This window comes from Frigoribacterium sp. PhB160, assembly GCF_003751785.1.
Lineage (GTDB): Bacteria > Actinomycetota > Actinomycetes > Actinomycetales > Microbacteriaceae > Frigoribacterium.
In genome coordinates this window covers 367,353-390,898 of sequence record NZ_RKIE01000001.1, presented here as the reverse complement: position 1 = coordinate 390,898, position 23,546 = coordinate 367,353, and the positions used below count along the sequence as shown (strand labels likewise).

Genomic DNA, 23,546 nt, shown 5'->3' with positions numbered 1-23,546 from the left:
GCCGGGCTCCCCCTGCCGATCACGGCAGGCCGTCGGGGTGCGTCTCGGACCAGCCCGCCGCGTCCGCGGTGAGGTACAGGTCGATCGGGGCGGCGACGACCTTCTCGTCGGGCTCGGTGCCGTCGATGGCGTCCTGCGCGGCGGCGAAGGCGAGCTTGCCCGCCTCGATGCCGCTGATGTCGACGACGGCCTTGAGCACCGAGCCGTCGGCCAGCTCGGCCGCGATGTCGCTGGTCATGTCGGAGCCGAAGACGGCGACCTGGCCCACGAGCCCGCGGGTGTGCACGGCCTTGTACGCGCCGACCGTGGCGCCGCCGGCCTCGCCGTAGATGCCGTCGAGGTCGGGGTGGGCGCTGAGCATCTGCTCGGCGGTCGAGACCGCGGTGTCGACCTCGGCGCCCTCCTGGTTGGCGACGAAGGTCGTGCCGGGCAGGGCGGCGGTGAGCGCCTCCGAGAAGCCCTTGAAGCGCTGCTGGCACACCTCGTACTGCTCGCAGTTGATCACGCCCATCTGCGGGTCGGTGACGCCGGCCTCGGTGAAGTACTCCGCGGCCTGCTTCCCCAGGTCGCCGCCGAACTTCAGCGGGTCGCCCAGCACCCACGCCGTCACGTACTGGTCGACGGCGTCGTCGCTGACGCAGGTGTTGTAGCAGATCACCGGGATGCCGGCCTCGCTGGCCTGGCGGACGGCCGGCACGCTGCCGTCGGTCGAGACCGCCGACATGATGATCGCGCTGACGCCCGACGAGGTGAGCGTGTTCATGAACGAGCTCTCCTTCGAGACGTCGCCCGCGGAGGTCGACTCGATGAAGTCGACCTTCTTCGAGTCGGCGTCGGCGGCGTCCTGCACGCCCTTCTTCACGCCGCCGTAGAAGCCCTGCGAGTCGAGGTAGAGGGCGCCGATGCGCTCGGTGCCGCCGTCCCCTCCCCCGGCGTTCGGGATGGAGCAGCCCGCGAGGGCGGCCGTCGCGACGAACAGCGCGGCGGCGGCGAGGGCGCGTCGTCGCGTCCTGGTCGGTGTCGTCATGGTGCGGGTTCCTTTCTAGGGGCGCACGGCGTCGTCGCCGGGCGTGACCGCGGGGGCGGTCGGGTCGGTGGGGCCGGTCGGGTCGGTGGGGTCGGCGGGGGTGGCCCGGTCGGTGGGGGCGGGCTCGCCGTCGAGGTCGGCGCGGAGGCCGGACACGGTGCGACGGAGCACCGCGACCTCGGCGTCGCGGACGTCCTGCGGGTCGTCGTGGAAGAGCAGCAGCGACGGCAGGGACGTCGCGAAGTAGTCGACCTCGCCGGGCGTCCGGCCCAGCTCGTCCACGTACGCGTCGAACTCGTCGAGCAGGGCACGAGCGCCCTCGGCGTCACCGAGCCGCACGAGGGCGGTCACGACCGCGCCGCTCCGCTCGGTGAACGCCTGGGTCGCCATGCCGGCGAAGTCGCCGGTGGCGCGCGACGCCTCGGCCCACGCCGTGCGGGCGCCGTCGTCGTCGCCCGCCGCGGCGAGGGCGTCGCCGAGCGCGAGGTGCAGCTCGGCGGTCGTGGCCAGCGGGTGACGTGCCTCGCCGAGGCTCGCGGGGGGCGTCAGCGCGCCCTCGACGGCACGGCGGGCGGCCGCCGGGTCGCCGTCGGCGAGCGCCTGCCGGGCGGCGGCGAGCGACGCGTCGTCCCAGGCGCCGAGCACCTGGCCCTCACCGCCCTCCCAGGGCTGGAAGGCTCGCGACGACAGGGCGGCGAGCGCCTCGGCGTGCCGACCGACCCGCGTGAGCAGGCCCGCCCGCACGACGCAGAGGTCGTCGCGCTCGGCGACGAGGTCGAGGCGGGCGTCGAGCACGGCCAGCCGCTCGGCGGCGGGGGCGCCGAGCCGGCCGGCGAGCTGGTCGCGCTCGAAGACGAGGCGGGCGTCGTCGGGGCGTCGTCGGAGCGCCTCGTCGTAGTGCCGGGCGGCCGTCGCGGGCTCGTGCAGGACGTTGTACGACGCGACACCGAGGTTGCGCTCGACGACCGCCGCCTGCGCGTCGTCGAGACCGCACGAGGAGGCGCGGCGCCAGGCCTCGACCGCGTCGCGTCCCCGGCCCCGGTCGTACCACCAGCTGCCGAGCAGCGACCAGGCGAGGCCGTCGCCGGGGTCGAGCGCCACCGCGTCGAGCAGCGCGGCGACGTCGTCGAGGCGCGAGGGCAGGCAGTTGGTCGCGTCGAGGGCGTGCACCGTCGCGAGCGCGCGGCGGGCCTCGTCGACCCGGCCCGCCCGCAGCAGCAGCGACGCGCGGTGGTAGGCCAGAAGCGGGCCGACGGCGACCTGGCCGAGCGCGGTCGCGCCGACCGCGCCCTGCGCGATGTCGAGCACGCCGGCCGCCTCGTCGGCGTAGCCCGACGACGCGTACTCGAGCGCCACGTCGAGCAGCGTCGGGGCGTCGTCGGTGAGCCGCTGGCCGGCGAGGTGCCGGGCCCACTGGTCGAGCGGGTCGAGCTCGAGCGTCTCGGCGAGCAGCCGGTCGGCCTCGGCGGGGCGGTCGAGACGGCGCAGCACGAGCGTCAGCAGGTCGCGCACCTGGAGGTTGTCGCTGCCGTGCGTCAGGGCGGTGCGCAGCAGCGCCTCGGCGGCTTCGGCGTCGTCGGGGCCGGCGAGCCGGGCCAGGGCGAGCGAGGCGGGGGCCACCCAGGCGGCGTTCCAGGCCGACTTGGCCAGCGCCTCCTTCGCCTCGTCGACCCGGCCGAGGCGCGTCAGCACGAGGCCCAGGCGGTAGAGGGCCTCGCCGTCGGCGGGGTTCGGCGCCCAGGTCAGCTGCCGGGCGACGGCCGTGCGGAGGAGGGCGTGGGCCTCGTCGTAGCGGGCGGCGCCGTGGAGCAGGGCGGCCAGCGCGACGTTCGTGCGGACGTCGCCGGGATCACGGCGGAGGGCCTCGCGCCAGTACGGCTCGGGCGAGCGCGTCGCGTGGCGGTACTGGCGGAGGTACTGGCCGACGAGGAAGAGCTCCTCGACCGTGGCGACGTCGGCGGGGGCGGGCGGGGCCACGGCGGCGGCGGGGGCGCTCTCGATCGACGCGGTGCTGTCGCTCGTCCCGGCGCCGTCGCTCGTCCCGGTGCTGCTGCCCTCGCCGCGGTGCGGGGCGCGGGTCGCGTCGAGCTGGCCCTGCACGGCGCGCCCGTCGACGGCCACGAGGAGGCGACCGTCGTGACGGGCCTCGACGACGACGTCGGGGAGGCGCGTGCCGGCCGGCAGCAGACGGTCGACGACCGCGGGCACGCCGGGCTCGACGTCGACGGCGACCGTGTCGAGCACGGTCCCGTCGAGGGCCCGGACGACGAGCTCGACGCCCGACCGCACTGCGGTGACCGCGAGGCCGACGCGGAGGACGGCGTCGTCGAGGTCGAGGCGCATCGCCGCGTCGCGGGTCGCCTGGTGGGCGGGGCCGATCTCCGTGATCGGGTACCAGTACTGGCTGAACGACTTCGTCTCGCCGGGGGCGAGGAACGAGAAGTCGGGCTGGTTGTCGGTGTAGACGCCCGCCATCAGTTCGACGTACGGGCCGTCGCCGTCGGTGAGGTTGGCGTCCCAGGCGTGGCCGAAGGGCGCGTCGCCCCAGGTCCACTGCTTCTTGCCGGGCGAGATCGCGCGGTCGGCCCAGTGCACGAAGCCCGCCTGCCTGCCGTGGTCGTACCCGCCGAAGAAGTCGTCGGCGGTCGCCGTGACCATGTACGACGTCGGCACGGGGATGTTGCGGTACCAGTCGAGGCGGTCGGCGTCGGGGTGGCCGGCGTCGACGCGCGCGGGGTAGTCGACGCCGTAGTAGTCGCCGTCCACCCGCGGGAAGTCGACGACCGCGCGCTTGGCGTGGTCGGCCACGTGGCGGACGTCGGTGGGGAAGAACGACTGGTAGTCGTCGCCCACGGCCGCGGCGACGTTGGCCCACCAGAGGAAGGTCTGCGTCTCGTCGCTGCGGTTGAACAAGCGCACGCGCGCCTCGATGAGCGACGAGTCGGGGCGGAGGCGGATGCCGTGCATGCCCTTCATGCGGGCGAACGGGTCGTGGTCGGAGCACCAGACGGTGACGGCGCCGTCGGCCTCGCGCTCGATCGACACGTCGGTCGGCAGGAAGGTCGCGGGGCGGTGGTGCTGCGGCCAGTTGAACTCGACGCCGCCGGATATCCACGGACCGGCGAGGCCGACGAGGGCGGGCTTGACGACGTTGTTGCGGTAGAAGACGTCGTAGTCGGCCGTCTTGTCGTAGGCGACGTGCAGGCGGCCGCCGAGCTGGGGCAGCACGACGAGGCGCAGCCAGCGGTTCTCGAGGTGCACCGCCTCCCAGCGGTGCGGCCGCTTCTCGGCGGAGATGCGCTCGTGGAACGGGAGCGGGAAGACGCGGCCGGACGATCCTTGGTACACGCGGGCGTCGAGGAAGGCCGGATAGCGGTCGGGCTCGCCCGGCAGGTACGTGTCGACGGTGATCGGCTCCGACCAGGCGGCGACGCCGGCGGCGGCCTGGTCAGCGGGCACGGAGGGGAGAGTCAGTGTCGACTCGACGGTGAGCATGCATCGACCCTACGAAGCCCGCGGTCGGGGCGGAACGACCGATCCTGCCGCGTGCCTGGACGAAACCCCGGTCGACGGCCAGACTGGCGGGATGCTCCTCGAGGACGGCTTCCCCGGCCAACGACTGCTCGTGATGCCCCGCCCGCGCGTGCGGGCAGCCCTCGCGAGGCCCGGCACCTCGCATCTCGTCGTGACCGACGCCGGCTACTTCCCCGAGGCCCGGGCGCACGGCATGACGAGGCCCGACGGGGTCGACCAGTGCGTCGTGCTCGTCTGCACGCGGGGCTCCGGCTGGTGCGAGGTCGCGGGCGTGCGGCACCCCGTGCGCGCCGGCCAGGTCGTCGTCGTGCCGCCCGGGGTGCCGCACGCCTACGGCGCCGACGACGGCACGCCCTGGACGCTCTGGTGGCTGCACGTGGCGGGGCGCGACCTCGGCGAGTTCCTCCGGGTGGCGGGGGTCACGGCGTCGGCCCCCGTGCGACAGCTGTCGGACGTCTACCGGGTGGTCGCGCTCGTCGAGGAGGTCGTCCAGGCCATGGAACGCGACCAGACGTTCGCCAGCGCGCTCGCCGCCTCCGGCGCCGCCTGGCACCTCATGGCGCTGCTCTCGTCCGAGCGCACCGCGGGCGCCCCCCGCGTCTCGCTCGTCGGGCAGGCCCAGGAGTACCTGCGGCAGCACGTCACGGAGCGCGTGTCGGTCGACGAGCTCGCCGCGATGGCCCGGCTCAGCCCGTCGCACTTCGCGACGCGGTTCCGGCGCGAGACCGGGGTGACGCCGCTGCGGTACCAGACGCAGCTGCGCATGGCGCGAGCCCGCGAGCTGCTCGACACGACCGACCTGCCGATCGGGCTCGTCGCCGAGCGGGTCGGCTACGGCGACCCCTTCTACTTCGCACGGCAGTTCCGCGCCGTGCACGGGGTGGCGCCGAGCGCGTACCGGGCGCAGCGCAAGGGCTGACGGCGGCGCCGGCCGGGCAGCGGCCCGGTGCAGCCCTGGCCGTCCGCCGCACGGCGTCACGTTCTGCGCACCGCGTCGCGTTCTGCCGCGACGCCACGCGCGAAACGCGACGCGACGCGCACGCGCACGCACACGCACGCACACGCACGCGGCTCCGCACGCACGCACTCACGCGCACGCGGCGCCGCACGCGGCGCGACCCGCGGGTCAGGCGCGGGCGCGCTCCGCCGCGAGCTCGCCGCCGAGCCACGCGGCGAGCACGGCAGCGGCCGACACCGCCGACTCGCGCTCGACGTCGGGGTTGTAGTTCGAGTTCGTGTTGACGTCGTACGGCACGGTCCGGCCGTCGGCCGTCTCGATGAACTCGACGCCCGCGACCTCGATGCCCTCGGCCGCGAGGAACGCCTCGAGCCGCTGCACGAGCGGGTGCTCCGCCGTCACCGACCCGCGGACCGCGAACGGCGCCCACGAGGCCGGGTCGGCGCCGGCGGGCACGACGCACGCGTCGGCGGGGCACAGCTCGAAGCTGCCGGCCGAGGTGTCGACCCGCACGGCGTAGACGAATCGGCCGCCGACGAACTCGGCCCGGGTGACGAAGGGCTCGGTGGCCTGCAGGTGCTCCTGCAGCAGCGTCGTGCCGTTCGCGGGCGGCTCGAAGTCGGGTCCGTCGACGTAGGCGTCGAACGATTCGTGGTCGTCGAACAGCCGCACGCCGATGCCCTTGCCGCCCTGGTCGTGCTTCGTGATGAACGGCGTCGGCAGCTCGCGCGCCCGCTCCTTGAGGTCGGCCGTGCCGAAGACGGCGACCGTGCGCGGCACGTCGAACCCGTGGGCCGCGAGGGCGAGGTACTGCGCGACCTTGCTGACCTCGAGCTCGACGACGGCGCTGCCGTTGACGACGCGGCGACCGTGCCGCTCGGCCCAGCGGAGGGTCGCGCGCGCGACCTCCTTCGCCGTGGCCCGGCCACGCGTCGCCGCCGACGCGCTGAGGCGCGACCAGAACACCCCGGCCGGAGGCGCGGCCGCCAGGTCGAAGGAGCTCCCGTCCAGCAGGTGCTCGGCGTGCGGCACCCCGGCGGCGTCGAGGGCGGCGAGCAGCGGCGGCAGCCACTCCTCGTTGTCATGCAGAACGTGGACGACGGCTGTCGTCGGATCGGCGGTCTCGGTGGTCATCCCCCGATCCTGCCCGACCGCGCTCGGTCACGCCGGCCCGAGCCCCGTCACGCCGCCGCCGACGGCCCGCGTCGTCGCCCCGTCCGGCCAGCGCAGCAGCACGCCGCGCTCGAGGGTGAGCCCACCGACCTCGGCCGTCACGGCGTACGGGGAGTGCATGCGCGAGTCGCCCGGCCGGTCGGCCGTGACCATGCCGAACCCCGGGAAGCAGCCCAGCCAGTCGCCCGTCGTGACGTCCGCGCCGGCTCGCCCCGCGCCTCCGGGCCGGGGCACCGAGGCGACGTCGACGACGGCGCCGTAGCCGCTCGCCTCGGCGAGCATGCCCACCGTGCCGACGACGCCGGCCATGCTGACGTCCTTCGCGGCGGCCGGCCGCGCGCGGGCGACCGTGCCCGCGAGGTCGCGGAGCTCGTCCGAGCGGCGCCCCTCCGTCGAGTTCCACTGCGTGCCGTGGTGGCCCTCGCGCCACGAGCCGCTCACGTCGACCGTGAGGCTGAGCGCGTCGCCGTACCGACCGCCGCCGCCCGGCACCGGGCTGCTCGTGCGGCCGAGCGCCGTGACGCTGAGCGCCGCCGGCACGCCGACCTGCGTGTGGCCGCCGAGCAGGGGCACGCCCCACGCCTCGGCTCCCCGCCTCACCCCCGAGAGCACGCGGCGCACCGAGGCGGCGTCGCGACCGGCGACCGCGTCGAGCAGGCCGACCGGGGTCGCGCCCATCGCGCTGAGGTCGTTGACGTTGACGAGCACGCCGCACCAGCCGGCCCACTCCGGGTCGCGCTCGACCATCGACGGCAGGATGGCGTCGCACGCCGCGACCAGGTCGGTGCCGGGCACCGGCGCCCCGTCGTCGCCGACCCAGCCGGGCCCGCCGAGCGAGCCCGCGGGCGAGTCGGCCCAGGCGGTGTGCGGCTCGAGGACGGCCTCGAGCACGGCCTTCGTCGCGTCGACGAGTCGCTGGTACCGGTCGACCGGCCAGCGCATGCGCACGTGGTCGACCCCGCCGACGACCGCGGTGCCGGTCTGCTGCCACCCGAGCCGCCGGAAGAGCACCGCCGACCGCGCCTGCACGGTCGCGTCGAACCGGATCACCCCGAGCTGCTCGGCGAGCGCCGCGGCGGCCCGCACGAGGGCCGTCCCGACGCCGACGGCCGCGTCGGCCCCGGCAGCGCCACCGGCACCGCCCGCCGTCCGCGCCGCGGGGGCGACGACCAGCCGCGACCCCGTCCACCAGCCGATGTCGCGCTCGCCCACGGGCGCGAGCCGCACCCCTCCGACGACCGCGGTGCCGACCCGGGCGACGAGGACGACCGTGCGCGGGTCGTCGTCGAGGTCGTCGCGGTCGGTGCGGGCGAACAGGCCCTGCTCGTCGACGAAGGCGGCCTGCCGCAGCCGTCGGTAGGCGTCGATCTCAGCTCCCTCGGCCACGCCGACGAGCACCGCGCCGGCGGGCGGCGCACCCGCGGGCACCGCACCCGAGGGCACCGCGACGACGAGGCCGCCGGGCGCCCCCGCGACCACCCGGGGGCCCATCAGCGCCGGCACGTCGAGCAGCGCCACCTCAGCCCCCCGCCGTCTGCAGCGCGGAGCAGGCGCCGCACGCCGCGCATCCTGCCTTCTGGTCGGTCCCCTTCATGCCGGCGGCGACGAGGGCCTCCGAGACGCGGGCCGTGATGTCGTGCAGCACCGAGCCGTGCGGCGCAGGCACGTGGTCGACGTCGGTCGCCAGCGTGCCCCGCAGCGGGCGGAACGGCACGATGAACGGGTAGACGCCCATGTCGATGAGCTCCTGGGCGCCGGCGACCATCTCGTCCGGGTCCTCGCCGAGGCCGACGAGCAGGTACGTCGACACCTGGTTGCGGCCGAAGACGCGGACGGCCTCGCGCCACGCGGCCCGGTACTCGTCCATCGACACGCGCGACTTGCCCGGCATCCAGCGGCGCCGCACGTCGTCGTCCGTGGACTCGACGTGGATGCCGATCGAGCGCGCCCCCGCCTCGTACAGGTCGGTGATCGTCGCGAGGTCGCCCGGCGGCTCGCACTGCACCTGGATCTCGAGCCCGGGCACGACCGCCTTGATCGCCCGGACGCAGCGCGCCAGGTGGGTGGCGCCGCGGTCGCGGCCGTTCGACGTGCCGGTCGTCATCACCATCTGCTCGACGCCGTCCAGGCGCCAGGCGGCCTCGGCCACCTCGGCGATCATCGACGGCGTCTTGACGGCGACGGTCGCGCCGGCGTTGAGCGACTCCTCGATCGAGCAGAAGCGGCAGCGCTCGGCGACGTCGTACCGGACGCAGGTCTGGACGACGGTCGTCGCCAGCACCTTCGCCCCGTGGAGGCGCGCGATCTGCTCGTAGGGCACGCCGTCGGCCGTCGCCAGGTCGTAGAAGCGCGGCCGGTCGACGGCCGAGACCTCGATGCCGGTGTCCTCGCCGTCGAGCAGCAGCCTGCCGTCGTCGACGAGGTACGGGCTGTCCTGGCTCTGCGGGACCGCGGTCTGGAGTCCCTGGAACAGGACGTGTCCGTCGTCGCTCGGCCCCGCGCCTCCTTCTCGGTGGACCGGCGCGGCGACGCGGATGCCGCGGATGGCGACGTCGACGCGGGTCGACAGCAGGTCGGCGGGCGTCCGCGCGGACGGGGCCGCGCCCCCGTTCGAGATGCCGGCGAGGCCGCGCGCGGGCGCCTGCGGCTCGTTCGTGATCGTCACGCGCTCACCGGCTCAGACCATGTAGGTGCTGTTGATGATGGCGCCCTTGCGGGCGTAGTGGATCACGGCGTCCTGCACGTCGAGCGGGTGGCAGGGGATGACCCCCGCGATGAGGTCCTCCTCGCGGTTGCCGTGCAGGGCCAGGCCGAAGCGGCAGCAGAACACCGTCCCGCCCTCGGCGATGAACGTCTCGAGGGCGTTGTTGATGTTGTTCTCGCCCGGGAAGCCGTCGGCGCCGGTGGTCGGGAAGCCGCGGTTGGCGATGCAGTTCATCGAGCCGGGGCCGTAGAAGTAGAGCACGCTCGTGAAGCCCTTGCGGAGTGCCCGCGTGGCCTGCAGCACGGCGACGAAGCTCACCGACGACTCGTGCGCGATGCCGTGCACGAGCTGGAAGTAGTGCTCCTCCTTCGTGGCGGTGTAGTCGGGGAAGATCTTCGTCGAGCCGTAGATGTCGCTCCCCTTCGGCAGCGAGGGGTGCGGGATCTCGGCGCGGGAGATCTCGATGTTGTCGAGGACCTGCTGGTCGAAGTCGATGTCGTTGTCGCTCATGGTGCGGGCTCCTTGCGGGGTCGGGACGATGCGCATGCGGCCGGGCTGCGCTGCCGGTCGATCTGGCACGAGTCTTCGACCGCCGTGTTGCAGGCGGATTACGAGGATTCGCCGTTTTGTTTCGGCGCCGCGGATCGTGCCTCTCTACTGCGCCCCCGACCGCCGACGCGAGTTCTTATTCCGGCTGTAACCAATCGGAAACACCTCCTGTCGTCTGATGGACGCACCGCAGGTCCCTGCGCCCCGCCCCCACCGACCACGAGGAGACACGATGTCGACGACCGTCGCCGCCGTCTCGGCGAACTTCACCCGAGACCTCGACCAGAACTACGAGCTCATCGAGACCCTGGTCGGCGAGGCGAGGGCCGCGGGCGTGCAGCTGCTCGCCTTCCCCGAGGCCGCCATCGGCGGCTACCTCTCGTCGCTCGGCAACCACGGCGACACCCTCCGCACGACGACCCGCTCGCTGCCCCCGGCCGTCTCCCTCGACGGTCCCGAGATCCGCCGGGTGCAGCAGATCGTGGGCGACATGGTCGTCTGCATCGGGTTCTGCGAGCTCGCCGACGACGGCGAGACCCGGTACAACGCCGCGGTCTGCCTCGACGGCTCGCGGGTCTACGGCTCGTACCGCAAGGTGCACCAGCCGCTCGGCGAGGCGATGTCGTACTCGGCGGGCGACGTCTACGAGGCGTTCGACACCCCCGTCGGCCGCGTCGGGCTGCAGATCTGCTACGACAAGGCCTTCCCCGAGGCGGCCCGGTCGCTCGCGATGGACGGCGCCGAGATCATCGTCAGCATGTCGGCCTGGCCCGTCGCCCGGACGGCCACCGCCGACGACCTGCAGGACGACCGCTGGACCTACCGCTTCAACCTGCTCGACATGGCCCGCGCCCTCGACAACCAGGTGTTCTGGATCGCCTCGAACCAGGCGGGCTCCTTCGGCTCGCTGCGGTACGTCGGCAACGCCAAGGTCGTCGACCCGGGCGGGGTCGTGCTCGCCACCACGCTGCTCGAGGCGGGCCTCGCCATCGCCGAGATCGACGTCGAGGGCACCTTCCGGGCGATGCGCGGCGGCATGTTCCACCTGCGCGACCGTCGGCCCGACGTCTACCGCACCGGCGAGGCCGAGGCCGCGTCCGAGAGGAGCCTCGCCCGTGCCTGAGATGACCTTCCGGGTGCGCTGGCCCGACGGCACCGAGACGAGCTGCTACTCGCCCAGCCTCGTGGTGCACGACCACCTCGTCACGGGCGCCGAGTACCCGCTCGCCGAGTTCGTCGAGCGCTCGACGACCGCCCTGCGCCTCGCCGGCGAGCGCGTCGCCGCCGCCTACGGCTTCGCCTGCACCTCGGCGCTGCAGCAGGAGGCCGACATCGTCGCCGCGGCCGCGAGGCACGCCGGAGGCGCGGTCCGCGTCGTCGAGATGCACCCGCCGCTGCCGGTCCCCGCGACCGCGGCCGCGCCTCCGGCGTCCTCGTCGGTGCAGGCCTCCGTGGTGCCGGCTGCGTCGGTGTCGGCTGCGTCGGGACCGGGGGCGGCCTCGTGACCGCCCCGCGCCGCGTGGTCGACGGCACGCACGTGGAGGTCGCGGTCGTCGGCGCCGGGCAGGCCGGTCTCTCGATCAGCTGGCACCTGACGCGGCAGGGCGTCGACCACGTCGTGCTCGAGCGCGACACGATCGGCCACGACTGGCTCGACCGGCGGTGGGACGCGTTCACGCTCGTCACCCCGAACTGGCAGTGCGTGCTGCCCGGCTTCGCCTACGACGGCGACGACCCCGACGGCTTCATGCGCCGCGACGAGGTGCACGCGTGGATCGGCCGCTACGCCGCGTCGTTCGACGCCCCGGTCGTCGAGGGCGTGCTCGTCACGCGCCTCCGCGAGGGGGCCGGGGGCGGCTTCGAGGTCGTGACCGACCAGGGCACGGTCGTCGCCGACCAGGTCGTCGTCGCCACCGGCGGCTACCATCGGCCCGTGCTGCCGGCCGTCGCCGCCCGGGTCTCGGACGACGTCGTGCAGGTGCACTCGGCCGACTACCGGTCGCCACGAGCCCTGCCCGAGGGCGGCGTGCTCGTCGTCGGCTCGGGCCAGTCGGGCGCGCAGATCGCCGAGGACCTCCACCTCGCCGGCCGCCGCGTGCACCTCGCGCTCGGGTCGGCCCCGCGCTGCGCGCGTCGGTACCGCGGCCGCGACTGCATCGCCTGGCTGAGCGACATGGGCGTCTACGACATCCCCGTCCAGGCCCAGGTCGGCGGCCTGACCAAGCGCGAGTCGACGAACCACTACATGACCGGACGCGACGGCGGACGCGACATCGACCTGCGGACGTTCGCCCTGGAGGGCATGCAGCTCCTCGGCCGCCTCACCGGCGCCGAGGGCACGGCCCTGACCTTCAGCCCCACCGCCGAGGCCTCGCTGGACCACGCCGACTCGGTGATGGAGTCGATCAAGGCCGACATCGACCGCCACATCGAGCGCACGGGCGTCGACGCGCCCGTCGAGCCGCCCTACGTCCCGGTCTGGCGGCCGGAGACCGAGACGACGAGCCTCGACCTCCGCGAGGCGGGCATCACGAGCGTCGTCTGGTCGGCCGGGTTCCGCTCCGACTACTCGTGGGTGCAGGTCGGCGTCTTCGACGGCGCCGGGCACCCCACCCACCAGCGCGGCTCGACGACGACGCCCGGGCTGCACTTCCTCGGGCTGCCGTGGCTGCACACCTGGGGCTCGGGGCGGTTCGAGGCGATCGCGCGCGACGCCGCGCACCTCGCCGACGGCATCGCGGCACGGGCGGGCCGGTCCCCGCTCGCGGAGGAGCCCGTGGCCGCGGGCTAGCCTGACGCCATGGCCGAGATCACGATGGGGGCCGTCGCCGCCCACTTCGGCCGCGACGTCGCCCGCACGCTCGCGAAGCTGCCGGGCATGGTCGAGCAGGCCCGCGCCCGCGGGGTCGACCTGCTCGTGCTGCCCGACGCCACCGTGGGCGGCTACCTGCTCGACCTGGTCCACCCGGGGTCCCTGGCGGCCGGCGCCGAGGGCCTCCCGCCCGCCGTCGAGATCGACGGCCCCGAGGTGCAGGCCGTCGCCGACCTCGCCGGCGACATGACGATCTGCTTCGGCGTCACCGAGCGCGCCCTCGACGGCGGCGAGGAGGTGCGGTACAACAGTGCCGTCTGCGTGCAGGGCGGTCGCGTGCTCGGGTCGCACCGCAAGGTGCACCTGCCCCTCGGCGAGTCGGAGGCGTACCGCGCCGGCACGACGTTCGCCCCGGTCGACAGCCCGGTCGGCCGCCTCGGCCTGATGATCGACTTCGACAAGACGTTCCCCGAGTCGTCGCGCACCCTGGCGCTCGACGGCGCCGAGCTGCTCGTCTGCCTGAGCGCGTGGCCGGCCAGCGTGACCGACCGCTCCGACCGGCTGCGCACCGACCGGCAGGCCCACCTGTTCGACCTCTACGACTGCGCCCGGGCCGCCGAGAACCAGCTCTGGCTCGTCTCGTCGAACCAGACCGGCGTGCTGGGCGGGCTGCGGTTCCTCGGGCAGGCGAAGGTCGTCGACCCGGCGGGCGAGATCGTCGCGAAGACCTGGGCGAAGGGCGGACTCGCCGTGGCGACCGCCGACGTCACGGCCGACGTCGCGCGGGCCCGCCGCACGCTCGACCACCTGCGGCAGCGGGTGCCCGCCGCCTACGCGGACGGCGGCCGCTGATGCGCGTCGCCCAGGTCACCTACTCGACGAAGCCCCGCGGCGGCGTCGTGCACACGCTGGCGCTCTCCGAGGCACTGGCCCGGCGCGGTCACGACGTCACGGTCTGGACCCTCGGCCGGGGCGGCGACCAGGCCTTCTTCCGCCGCGTCGACCCGGCCGTGTCGATCCGCGTGGTGCCGTTCGAGGCGCGCGACGACGAGTCGGTCGGCGACCGGATCCGCCGGTCGATCGAGACGATGGGCGAGGCCTTCGCGGCGGCGCGCGACGTCGAGGCGTACGACGTCGTCCACGCCCAGGACTGCATCTCCGCGAACGCGGTCGGGCCGTGCCTCCGGACCGTCCACCACCTCGACGAGTTCACGACGCCCGAGCTCGTGCGCTGCCACGACGAGGCGGTCCGCCGACCGATCGCGCGCCTCTGCGTCTCGGCCGCGGTCGCCGCCGAGGTCGAGAGCGGCTGGGGCCTCACCCCGACGGTCGTGCCGAACGGGGTCGACGCCGCCCGCTTCGCCGCGGCGGCCGGGCCCGCGGGCGACGCCGCGCGCGCCCGGTGGCACGACCGGCTCGGCCCCTACGTGCTCGCCCTCGGCGGCATCGAGCCGCGCAAGGGCAGCCTCGACCTGGTCGAGGCGTTCGCCCTGCTGCGGCGTCGGCGGCCCGACGTGCGCCTCGTCTTCGGCGGCGGCGAGACACTCTTCGACTACCGCGCCTACCGGGCCGAGGTCGACGCCCGCGTCGCCGAGCTCGGGCTCGACCCGGTCGTGCTCGGCGTGGTCGACGACGACGAGCTGCCCGCGCTGGTGGCCGCCGCGGGAGCCCTGGCGTTCGTCTCGACCAAGGAGGGCTTCGGGCTCGCCGCCATGGAGGCCCTCGCCGCGGGCGTGCCCGTGGTGGCCCGCGACCTGCCCGTGCTGCGGGAGGTGCTCGGCGCGACCGTCGCCTACGCCTCCGACCCGCCGACCGTCGCGGAGGCGCTGCTCGCGGCCCTCGACGGCGACGGCCCGGCCGCCGGTGCCGGGCGCGCCCTCGCGGCGTCGCACTCGTGGGACGACGTGGCGCTCCTCCACGAGGAGTTCTACGCGGCCGTCGGGGAGGTGGGCGACCATGGCGAGGCAGTCCTTCTCCCGAGTCGTCACGGGTCTCGCTGAGGCCGACCCGGGCCGCGTGGTCGCGCGCGACGACGCCGGGACGCTGACGGCCTCGGAGCTGGACCGCGCCTCCTGGGCCCTGGCGCGGGGCTACCGCGACCTCGGCGTCGGGCAGGACTCGCTGGTGACGGTGACCCTGCCGAACACGGTCGAGACGATCGTCGCCTGCGTGGCGATCTGGCGGTGCGGGGCGACGCCGCAGCCGGTCTCGCCCGGGCTCGACTCCGACGAGCGGGCCGAGGTCGAGGCGCTGGCGCGGCCGGCGCTCGTGGTCGGGGCGCCGTCGGCCTCCGCCTCGGTGCCGTGGGTGCCGGCCGGCTGGGCGCCCGGCCCCGCCGCGCCCGACGCCCCGCCGATGCCTGACGCGTGGGCCGCGAGCTGGAAGGCTCCCACGTCGTCGGGGTCGACCGGCCGCCCGAAGGTCGTGCTGGCGGCCGCCCCCGCGCTCATCGACCCGACGGTGGCGGTCACGTCGTTCCTGCCGCGCGGCCAGGTGCAGCTCGTCGCGGGGCCGCTGACGCACTCGGCGACCTTCACCTATGCGTTCCGCGGCCTGCTGACGGGGCACGAGCTGGTGCTGCTGCCCCGGTTCGACGAGCGCCGGGTGCTGCGGGCGATCGCCGAGCACCGGGTGACCTGGGCCCTCCTCGTGCCGACGATGATGCACCGCCTGCTGCGGCTGCCCGAGGCCGACCGGGCCGCCGCCGACCTGTCGTCGCTCGAGACCGTGCTGCACCTCGGGGCACCGTGCGCGCCCGAGGTCAAGCGCCGCTTCCTCGAGTGGGTCGGCGCGCACCGCGTGGTCGAGGCCTACGCGGGCACGGAGTCGAACGGCGTGCTGACGATCCGCGGCGACGAGTGGCTCGAGCACCCCGGCAGCGTCGGGCGGGCGACCCGCGGCACGACCGTCGCGGTGCGCTCGGCCGACGGCGTCGACCTGCCCCCGGGCGAGGTCGGCCACGTCTGGCTGCGACGCGAGGGCGGTCCGACCTACCGCTACCTCGGCGGCCGGTCGGCCCGGACCGACGACGGCTGGGACACCCTCGGCGACCTCGGGCGGCTCGACGCCGACGGCTGGCTGCACCTCGTCGACCGCGCCGACGACGTGGTGCTGCGCGGAGGCGTCAACGTGCACCCGGCCGAGGTCGAGCGCGTGCTGGAGGCGCACCCCGCCGTCCGGGGAGCCGTCGCGTTCGGCGTCGCCGACGACGACCTGGGCCAGCGGATCGAGGCCGTGGTCGACGTCGCGGGGGCCGTGGTGACCGCGGCGGAGGTGCTCGCCTGGGCCCGGGCCCGGCTCGACCCCGCCCGCCGACCGGCGGCCGTGCGCCTCGTGCACGAGCCCGTGCGGGACGACGCGGGCAAGACGAGCCGGCGCGCCTGGGCGGCGCGCGCGGCGCGCCTCCCCGCGCCCTGACGCGGGGAGCGCCGGCCGAGTCGGTCGCCCGCCGCCCGCTCGGCGCTGGCATCTCGTATCCTTGTCGGGACATCACGACAGCCGAGCGATCGAAGGGCACCATGACCGTCAGCGCGCTCCCCGCCGATCTCTTCGCCGACCTCGACCGCACCGGCCCCGTGCCCCTCTGGTACCAGGTCTCGAGCCGGCTCGAGAACGAGATCACGAGCGGTCGGCTGCCGGCCGGCTCCCGCCTCGAGAACGAGATCGGCCTCGGCGAGCGCCTCGGCCTCTCGCGGCCGACCATCCGCCGCGCCATCCAGGAGCTCGTCGACAAGGGCCTCGTGGTCCGGAGGCGCGGCATCGGCACGCAGGTCGTCCACGGTCCCGTGACCCGCAACGTCGAGCTGACCAGCCTGTTCGAGGACCTCGCGGAGAGCGGGCAGGCGCCGACCACGCGCCTCCTCCTGCGGGAGGTCGTGGACGCCGACGAGAAGACGGCCGAGGCCCTCGGCATCGAGCCGGGCTCGCCCGTCGACCACATCCGGCGGCTGCGCCTCGCCGACGACGTGCCGGTGGCGGTGCTCGAGAACTACCTGCCGGTCGACCTGGCGCAGTTCGCGACCGACGACCTCGCGGCCTCGGGCCTCTACCAGCTGCTGCGCGGCCAGGGGGTCACGATGCGGGTGGCGAAGCAGCGGATCGGGGCCCGGGCGGCCCACGACGACGAGGCCGACCTGCTCGAGATCGAGGCGGGCGGCCCGCTGCTGACCATGACGCGCACCGCGTACGACGCCTCCGGCCGCGCCGTCGAGGTCGGGACGCACTGCTATCGACCCGACCTCTACTCGTTCTCGATCACGCTCGTCGACAAGTAGGCCGCCGGGCGGCGGTCGCCGGGCGGCGGTCGCCGGGCGGCGGTCGCCGGGCCTCCGCCGCCCCGACCGGGTCAGTCGCCCGACGACGCCCCGGGCACCGACAGCTCGCCCGTCACGTACTGGGCCGCGCCGAAGCCGAACGACCAGTCCTGCGGGCCGTTCTCGACGTACCCGATGAAGACGTCCTCCCCGGCGACGCCGACCTCGGCGAGACCGGAGGCGATGCGGGCGTAGAGCGCCTGCTTGGCCTCGTCGGTGCGCCCGCGCTGCGTGAAGACCTGGATCATCACGACGCCGTCGCTGCGCTCGAAGCCGAGCCCGGCGTCCTGGGCGATGATCCGGCCGGCGGGCAGCTCGCTGACCACCTGGAAGCGGTCGCGCGGCGGGATGCCGTACGAGTCGACGATCGCCTCGTGGATCGCGTCGGCGATCGCGGTGACCTGCTCCGGCGTGCGGCCGGGCAGGAGGTCGATGCGGACGAGGGGCATGGTGGTGGGTCCTTCCAGGTGGGGCGGCGGGCGAGGTCGAGCCCGCGCCGGGTCACGGTACGTGCGGGTGCTGTGCGGGAGGTCGGGCGTGGCGGGAGGTCGGGCGTGGCGGGAGGTCGGGTGTGGCGGGAGGCTCAGTCGCGGGGCGCGGCGGCGATGCGCGCCCGGATCTGCTCGAGCTGGTACCGGCTGACCTCGTCGACCGCCTCGTCCTCGGCGAAGACGCTCGACACGACCACGGCGTCGTCGCGGTCGAGGAAGCCCAGCCGACCCAGCCCGCCGAAGAAGGCGTCCCAGTCGACGTCCCCGTCGCCGATCTTGAGGTGCTGGTGCACGCGCGCGGCGCTGCCGGGCGGGTTCGTGATGTAGCGCAGCCCGTGCGAGCGGCGGTGGTCGAAGGTGTCGGCGACGTGGACGAGCCCGAGCCGGTGGCCCGCGGCGGCCATGATCTCGGCCGTGTTCCCGCCGTAGTGGAACGTGTGGCAGGCCACGTACGCCAGCCCGACGTTCGGCGAGTTGAGGCCGCGGATCACCCGGAGCGCCTCGAGCCCGTCCTCGACGAAGTCGTCGGGGTGCGGGTCGATCAGCACCTGCAGCCCCTCGCGCTCGATGATCGGCAGCAGTTCCTCCATCGACCAGTAGAACTGCCGCTCCGACTCCTCCTGGAGCTCCGGCCGGCCGCTGAACTCGGTGTTGATCACGCCCACGCCGAGACGCAGGGTGATCTCGATGACGCGCTTCCAGTGCTTGACCGCCGCACGCCGCGCCTCCTCGTCGGGGCCCGACCAGCGCAGCACCGGCAGCACCGACGCGATCTGCACCCCGGCGTCGCGGCACGCGGCAGCGAAGGCGTCGACGAGGTCGTCGTCCGCCTTCGGGTGCCGGAAGAACGGGATCATGTCGCGGTGCGGGGTCAGCTGCAGGTGGTCGTAGCCGAGCGCGTGCACGGCCGCGGGCAGCTCGAGCAGCGAGTGGCTGTGGTGCAGCGGCGTCGGGTCGAGGGCGATCTTCACCATCGTCAGGCCCCCACCACGGAGGGCGACGAGGAGGCGCGGCCCGCCGAGGCGCCCGCCCCCAGCTCGTAGAAGGCCGGCTTGGCCATCGCGTACTCGACCTCTACCCGACGCCCCGACGCCTGCGCCTCGACCCCGGCGGTCGCGACGACGCTCGCGAGGTAGCCGTCCCAGGCGCTCGGTCCGTCGATCGTGCCGCGGCGTGCGGCGTCGACCCACCGCTGCACCTGGGTGTCGTAGGCGGCGGCGAAGCGCTCCTTGAAGCTGGGCGGGACGGGCTGGCCCGTGCGGCCCGCGGTCGTCAGCAGGGGCCCGGTCTCGCGCCCGATCGACGCGACGCCGCTCTCGAAGACGGCGTCGGTCGTCACCTGGTAGCCGAACTGGACGTTGACGTTGATCTCGACGATCGCCATCGTGCCCGACGTCGTCTCGAGGATGACGATCTGCGGTTCGGGCAGGCCCGCGGGCGCCAGCGAGTTGCGGCGCGGCTTCTTCACCTCGACCGCGACGATCGGCTCGCCGACGAGGAAGGGCACGACGTCGATCTCGTGGATGACCGAGTCGAGGATGAGCATCTCCTCCGAGTAGTTCGGCGGGGTCGTCGCGTTGCGGTGGGCGCAGTGCAGCGCGAGCAGCGCACCCTGCTCGCCCGACTCGACGAGGGCACGCAGGTCGAGGTACCCCTGGTCGAAGCGCCGCATGAAGCCGACCTGGACGTGAGGCCGGTCGAGCCGCTGCTCGGCCTCGAGCACGCGCAGCGACGCGGCCTCGTCGGTGGTCAGGGGCTTCTCGCAGAGGATCGCGAGGCCACGCTCGAGGGCGGGCAGGAGCACGGCCTCGTGGAGGAAGCCCGGCGTCGCGATGATCACCGCGTCGATCTCGACCGCGTCGAGCGCCTCCTCGAAGCTGGCGGCGGTGACCGCGCCGGGCGCCGTCGCGGCGGCGGCCGAGGCCCGGTCGCCGTCGGGGTCGACGACGACGACGACCTCGGCGCCGCTGATGGTCGAGGTGATGCGGCGGACGTGGTCGGCGCCCATCATGCCGGCGCCGACGACGGCGACGCGCAGGGGTCCGGTGGTGGGGATGCTCACGGTGGTTCTCCTCGGGAGGGTGGGGTGGCGGTGGGGTCGGCGTCGGCTCAGCGCAGGCGCGCGCGGTGCGAGCAGCCGACGATGTGCTCGCGGGTGCGCGTCGCGATGCCGAGGGGGAGGTCGATCGACTCGACCGGGAACATGTCCTGCTCGACGATCGCGAAGATGTCGGGGTCGAGGTCGCTGACCGCCTCGATGATCGGCGCCAGCTCGGGCACGCCCGACGGCGGCTCGACCATCACGCCCTGCGCGACCGCGTCGCCGAACGGCACGTCGTTCTTCAGCACGGTGAAGCGCAGGTCGGAGTCGACCTGCTTGAGGTGCAGGTACCCGATGCGGCCAGGGTGCTGGTCGACGAGGCGGAGGCAGTCGCCGCCGTAGTAGGCGAAGTGGCCGGTGTCGAGGCACAGGTTCGCGTAGCGCGGGTCGGTCTCGGCGAGGAACCGCTCGGTCTCGTGGTAGGTGCCCACGTGGCTGTCGGCGTGGGTGTGGAACTGCTGCTTCACCCCGAACTCCTCGAGGAGGGCCTTGCCGAGCTGGTCGTGCCCGGCGCCGAGCGCCGACCACTGCTCGTCGGTGAGGGTGCGGGGCTCGAGCACCTCGCTCGTCGCGTCGCTGCGCCAGAGGTCGGGGATGACGACGAGGTGCTCGGCACCGAGCGCCGACGAGAGCCCGGCGACGGCGAGCGCCTGGTCCCAGGCGCGCTGCCACTGGCCCTCGCCCTTGTGGAAGCCGGTGAAGACGGTGCCGGCCGAGAGCCGGAGGTCGCGGGCGGCGAGCTCGTCGGCGAGCTGGGCCGGGTCGGTCGGCAGGTAGCCGTAGGGGCCGAGCTCGATCCAGTGGTAGCCGGCCTGCTGCACCTCGTCGAGGAACCGCGGCCAGGGCACCTGGCTCGGGTGCTCGGGGAACCAGACGCCCCACGAGTCGGGGGCCGTGCCGATGCGCAGGCCGGGGTTCGTTGAGGAGCCGCCGGCGGGGCTCGTGGGGGTGGCGTCGGGGTCGGTGACGGTGTCGGTCATGGCGTCGGTGCCTCTCGGGACGGTGGGGGTGTCGATGACGGTGGAGGGGGGCGCGGCCGGGTCAGCCGAGCAGGGGGCGCTGCGCGGCCTGCTGCCGCAGGTAGTCGTCGCGGGCCGCCTGCGTGCTCGGCAGCGTCGAGACCTGGGCCACCGGGACGTCCCACCAGCCCTCGCCGTCGGGTGCGTAGACGACCGGGTCGCTGTTCACGTGGATCAGCGTCGTCGTCGGCGAGGCCTTCGCCGCGGTCACGGCCGCCGACAGGTCGGCGACGGCCGACGGCCCGGGCTCGACCTCGATGACGTCGACGCCGTAGCTGCGGGCGTTCATCGCGAGGTCGACGGGCAGGACGTCGCCGCCCTCGAAGTCGAGGGTCTCGGGGTCGAGGCGCCGGTACAGCGTGCCGAAGCGCTCCGACCCGACGGTCTCGGAGAGGTGCCCGATCGACGCGTAGCCGTGGTTCTGGATCAGCACGACGATGATCTTGACGCCCTCGGCGACCGCCGTCACGAGCTCGGTGTGCAGCATGAGGTACGAGCCGTCGCCGACCATGACGATCACGTCGCGGTCGGGCGCCCCGCGCGCGACGCCGAGGCCGCCCGCGATCTCGTAGCCCATGCACGAGAAGGCGTACTCGACGTGGTACCCGAGGGCGTCGCGCACCCGCCAGAGCTTGTGCAGGTCGCCCGGCAGCGAGCCCGCGGCCTGGACCACGACGTCGGTCGGGTCGCTCGCGGCCTGCACGGCGCCGATGATCTCGGGCTGCCCGGGCAGGGCGCTGCCGGTCGGCAGGAGGGCCTCGTCGACGAGGTCGTCCCACGCGGCCTTCTCCGCGGCGACGCGGTCGGCGTGGGCCGCGTCGACCCGGTGGTCGCCGAGGGCGGCCCGCAGGGCGTCGAGCGCCTCGCGGGCGTCGGCCACGACCGGCAGCTGCGACCCGTGCTTGTAGGCGTCGAAGGAGGCGACGTTGACGTTGACGAACTGCACGTCGGACGCCTGGAAGGCCGTGCGCGACGCGGTCGTGAAGTCGCTGTACCGGGTGCCGACGCCGATGACGAGGTCGGCCTCGGCGGCGATCCGGTTCGCGGCCGTCGTGCCCGTGGCACCGATGCCGCCGAGGCTCTGCGGGTGGTCCCAGACGAGCGATCCGCCGCCCGCCTGGGTGGTGCCCACGGGGATGCCGGTGTCGCGCGCGAACGCGTCGAGCTGCTGCTCGGCGCCGGAGTAGAGCACTCCCCCGCCCGCGACCACGAGGGGGCGCCTCGCGGCGCGGATCGCCGCGACGGCGCGGTCGAGGGGACCGCGCTCGGGCACCGGGCGCCGCACGTGCCACTCGCGCGGGCGGAGGAACTCGAGCGGCACGTCGAGCTGCTCGGCCTGCACGTCCTCGGGCAGGGCGATCGTCACGGCGCCGGTCTCGGCGGGGTCGGTGAGCACGCGCATCGCGGCGAGCGCGATCGAGAAGAGCTGCTCGGGCCGGTCGACGCGGTCGAAGAACCGCGACAGGGGCCGGAAGGCGTCGGTCACCTGCAGCGACGTGTCGTGCGGCATCTCGACCTGCTGCAGCACGGGGTCGCTGACGCGGGTGGCGAAGGTGTCGCTCGGCAGCAGCAGCACGGGCAGGCGGTTCGTCGTCGCGAGCGCTGCCCCCGTGAGCATGTTGGCGGCGCCGGGGCCGACGGAGGCGGTGCACGCGTACGTGGCGCGGCGCCGGTGCATGCGCGCGAAGCCGACGGCCTCGTGCACCATGGCCTGCTCGTTGCGCGCCTGCAGGTACGGCATGAGGCCTGGGCTGTCGACGTGGGCCTGCTTGAGGGCTTGGCCGACGCCGGCGACGTTGCCGTGGCCGAAGATGCCGAACATGCCGGGGATCGTGCGCTCGCGCACGTCGCCGTCGACCGTGTGCTGGTTGGCCAGGAAGGTGACCAGGGCCTGGCCGACGGTCAGTCGCGTCGTCGTCATCGACGTGCTCCTCTCGGGGCGGTGGGGTGGGAGGTCGTGGTGTCGGCCGGCCGGTAGGGCAGGCGTGGGTCGGGCTGCTGGGCCCCCCAGGTCGAGCGCACCCAGGCGTGGGCGGGGTCGTCGGTGATCGCCCAGACCCGCTCGGGGTCGGGGCCGGCCATGACGTTGAGGTACCAGAGGTCGTAGCCCGGCGCCGCGACCGCGGGGCCGTGGTACCCGAAGGGCACGAGCGCGACGTCGCCGGTGCGCACTCGCCGGTCGATGGCGATCTCCCCGGCGGAGGAGCCGTACGTCGCGAACATGCCGAACGGGTCGGCCCCGTCGGGGGCCTCGAGCCCGCGCGAGACCGCGGATTCGAACAGGTAGATCTCCTCCAGGCGCGACTCGGCCCCGGGCACCTGCTCGTCGTGCTTGTGCGGCGGGTACGACGACCAGTTCTCGGCCGGGGTGACGACCTCGCAGACGATCAGCTTCTGCGCGTGCAGGCCCTCCGGGGTGCCGAAGTTGTGCACCTGGCGCGTCGACCGGCCCGCTCCGCGGATCTCGACGGGCACCTCGTCGCGACGCAGCACCTGCAGGTCGAGCACCTGGTCGGCGGGGGCCTCGGCGACGGCCACCCGGCCCGTGCCGGTGAGACGGGCCCCGGTCTGCACCCCCAGGTAGACGACGTCGGCGGGGCCGTCGAACACGGACGCCCGGCCTGCGAGCTCGACGGTGCCCGAGCCGCCCCGGGCGTCGCTCCACTCGACGACGACGTCGCCCGAGAGCGGCACCACCATGCACTCGACCTGGCGCGGCGGGAGGCGCAGCTCGACGCCGCCGGCGAGGTCGCCGACGCGCAGTCCCGTGTGCTGCCAGCCGTCGAGCCGGTCGTCGGCCACGGCCTGCCAGCCGTCGCGGGCCAGGTCGCCGTGCGGGAAGAACCAGCGGGGGTCGTCGTTCAT

Annotated in this window: 20 protein-coding genes; 8 read left to right on the top strand and 12 right to left on the bottom strand. The window is 74.6% G+C overall.

Annotation, left to right across the window (positions count from 1 at the left end; all coding sequences use genetic code 11):
• Positions 1-19: 19 nt before the first annotated feature.
• Together EDF38_RS01830 and EDF38_RS16140 are read right to left on the bottom strand one after the other, a co-directional pair.
• Positions 20-1,027, bottom strand: a complete 1,008-nt coding sequence (locus EDF38_RS01830) for a substrate-binding domain-containing protein (RefSeq protein WP_123353688.1) — start codon at positions 1,025-1,027, stop codon at positions 20-22.
• A gap of 15 nt (positions 1,028-1,042) precedes the next feature.
• Positions 1,043-4,522, bottom strand: a complete 3,480-nt coding sequence (locus EDF38_RS16140; RefSeq protein WP_233572132.1) for a DUF5107 domain-containing protein — start codon at positions 4,520-4,522, stop codon at positions 1,043-1,045.
• Between the two features lie 91 nt (positions 4,523-4,613).
• Here EDF38_RS16140 and EDF38_RS01820 point away from each other — a divergent pair, with 91 nt between their 5' ends.
• Complete coding sequence (locus tag EDF38_RS01820; protein ID WP_123353687.1) at positions 4,614-5,480, top strand: AraC family transcriptional regulator; 867 nt, start codon at positions 4,614-4,616, stop codon at positions 5,478-5,480.
• Between the two features lie 207 nt (positions 5,481-5,687).
• Here EDF38_RS01820 and EDF38_RS01815 read toward each other — a convergent pair whose 3' ends face one another.
• From EDF38_RS01815 to EDF38_RS01800, 4 genes are read right to left on the bottom strand one after another with little or no spacing between them, the layout of a single operon-like run.
• Positions 5,688-6,653 (bottom strand): RimK family alpha-L-glutamate ligase, encoded by a 966-nt coding sequence (locus tag EDF38_RS01815; protein ID WP_123353686.1) that lies wholly within the window; start codon positions 6,651-6,653, stop codon positions 5,688-5,690.
• Positions 6,654-6,680: 27 nt separating this feature from the next.
• Entirely contained in the window at positions 6,681-8,210 is a 1,530-nt protein-coding gene (locus tag EDF38_RS01810) for an MSMEG_0567/sll0787 family protein (protein ID WP_233572131.1), read from the bottom strand.
• A gap of 1 nt (position 8,211) precedes the next feature.
• Positions 8,212-9,357 (bottom strand): MSMEG_0568 family radical SAM protein, encoded by a 1,146-nt coding sequence (locus tag EDF38_RS01805; protein WP_233572126.1) that lies wholly within the window; start codon positions 9,355-9,357, stop codon positions 8,212-8,214.
• 12 nt (positions 9,358-9,369) lie between these two features.
• Positions 9,370-9,906, bottom strand: coding sequence for an MSMEG_0572/Sll0783 family nitrogen starvation response protein (locus tag EDF38_RS01800; RefSeq protein WP_123354953.1), 537 nt, complete (start codon positions 9,904-9,906; stop codon positions 9,370-9,372).
• A 271-nt stretch (positions 9,907-10,177) separates the two neighbouring features.
• On the opposite strand from EDF38_RS01800, the gene EDF38_RS01795 reads away from it, so the two are divergent.
• The 7 genes from EDF38_RS01795 (at position 10,178) to EDF38_RS01765 (ending at position 17,031) form a co-directional block, all read left to right on the top strand.
• Positions 10,178-11,068 (top strand): carbon-nitrogen hydrolase family protein, encoded by an 891-nt coding sequence (locus EDF38_RS01795; RefSeq protein WP_123353685.1) that lies wholly within the window; start codon positions 10,178-10,180, stop codon positions 11,066-11,068.
• A gap of 1 nt (position 11,069) precedes the next feature.
• Entirely contained in the window at positions 11,070-11,450 is a 381-nt protein-coding gene (locus tag EDF38_RS01790) for an MSMEG_0570 family nitrogen starvation response protein (RefSeq protein ID WP_233572326.1), read from the top strand.
• Entirely contained in the window at positions 11,447-12,736 is a 1,290-nt protein-coding gene (locus EDF38_RS01785) for an MSMEG_0569 family flavin-dependent oxidoreductase (RefSeq protein WP_233572125.1), read from the top strand. The genes EDF38_RS01790 and EDF38_RS01785 overlap by 4 nt, the downstream gene beginning before the upstream one ends.
• 9 nt (positions 12,737-12,745) lie before the next feature.
• The gene (locus EDF38_RS01780; protein WP_123353683.1) at positions 12,746-13,609 is read left to right on the top strand and encodes a carbon-nitrogen hydrolase family protein; all 864 of its coding nucleotides are present in this window, start codon (positions 12,746-12,748) and stop codon (positions 13,607-13,609) included.
• The gene (locus EDF38_RS01775) at positions 13,609-14,757 is read left to right on the top strand and encodes an MSMEG_0565 family glycosyltransferase (RefSeq protein ID WP_123353682.1); all 1,149 of its coding nucleotides are present in this window, start codon (positions 13,609-13,611) and stop codon (positions 14,755-14,757) included. The genes EDF38_RS01780 and EDF38_RS01775 overlap by 1 nt, the downstream gene beginning before the upstream one ends.
• Positions 14,714-16,174 (top strand): AMP-binding protein, encoded by a 1,461-nt coding sequence (locus tag EDF38_RS01770; protein WP_123353681.1) that lies wholly within the window; start codon positions 14,714-14,716, stop codon positions 16,172-16,174. Before EDF38_RS01775 ends, EDF38_RS01770 begins: the two co-directional genes overlap by 44 nt.
• 101 nt (positions 16,175-16,275) lie before the next feature.
• Positions 16,276-17,031 carry a GntR family transcriptional regulator gene (locus tag EDF38_RS01765; RefSeq protein WP_123353680.1) on the top strand — a complete coding sequence of 252 codons (756 nt, stop codon included), beginning with the start codon at positions 16,276-16,278 and terminating at the stop codon, positions 17,029-17,031.
• Positions 17,032-17,102: 71 nt separating this feature from the next.
• Here the strand turns inward: EDF38_RS01765 and EDF38_RS01760 are convergent, their stop codons facing one another.
• The 6 genes from EDF38_RS01760 to iolB all read right to left on the bottom strand — a co-directional run bounded on the left by EDF38_RS01760 (position 17,103) and on the right by iolB (position 23,546).
• The gene (locus EDF38_RS01760) at positions 17,103-17,519 is read right to left on the bottom strand and encodes a tautomerase family protein (RefSeq protein WP_123353679.1); all 417 of its coding nucleotides are present in this window, start codon (positions 17,517-17,519) and stop codon (positions 17,103-17,105) included.
• Between the two features lie 134 nt (positions 17,520-17,653).
• Positions 17,654-18,532, bottom strand: coding sequence for a sugar phosphate isomerase/epimerase family protein (locus EDF38_RS01755; protein ID WP_123354951.1), 879 nt, complete (start codon positions 18,530-18,532; stop codon positions 17,654-17,656).
• A gap of 5 nt (positions 18,533-18,537) precedes the next feature.
• Positions 18,538-19,617 (bottom strand): Gfo/Idh/MocA family protein, encoded by a 1,080-nt coding sequence (locus EDF38_RS01750; RefSeq protein ID WP_123354950.1) that lies wholly within the window; start codon positions 19,615-19,617, stop codon positions 18,538-18,540.
• 53 nt (positions 19,618-19,670) lie between these two features.
• A complete protein-coding gene (locus EDF38_RS01745) occupies positions 19,671-20,642 on the bottom strand; it encodes a sugar phosphate isomerase/epimerase (protein ID WP_123353678.1) in 972 nt (323 codons plus the stop codon).
• A gap of 61 nt (positions 20,643-20,703) precedes the next feature.
• Complete coding sequence (gene iolD / locus EDF38_RS01740) at positions 20,704-22,602, bottom strand: 3D-(3,5/4)-trihydroxycyclohexane-1,2-dione acylhydrolase (decyclizing) (protein WP_123353677.1); 1,899 nt, start codon at positions 22,600-22,602, stop codon at positions 20,704-20,706.
• Complete coding sequence (iolB, locus tag EDF38_RS01735; RefSeq protein ID WP_123353676.1) at positions 22,599-23,546, bottom strand: 5-deoxy-glucuronate isomerase; 948 nt, start codon at positions 23,544-23,546, stop codon at positions 22,599-22,601. The genes iolD and iolB overlap by 4 nt, the downstream gene beginning before the upstream one ends.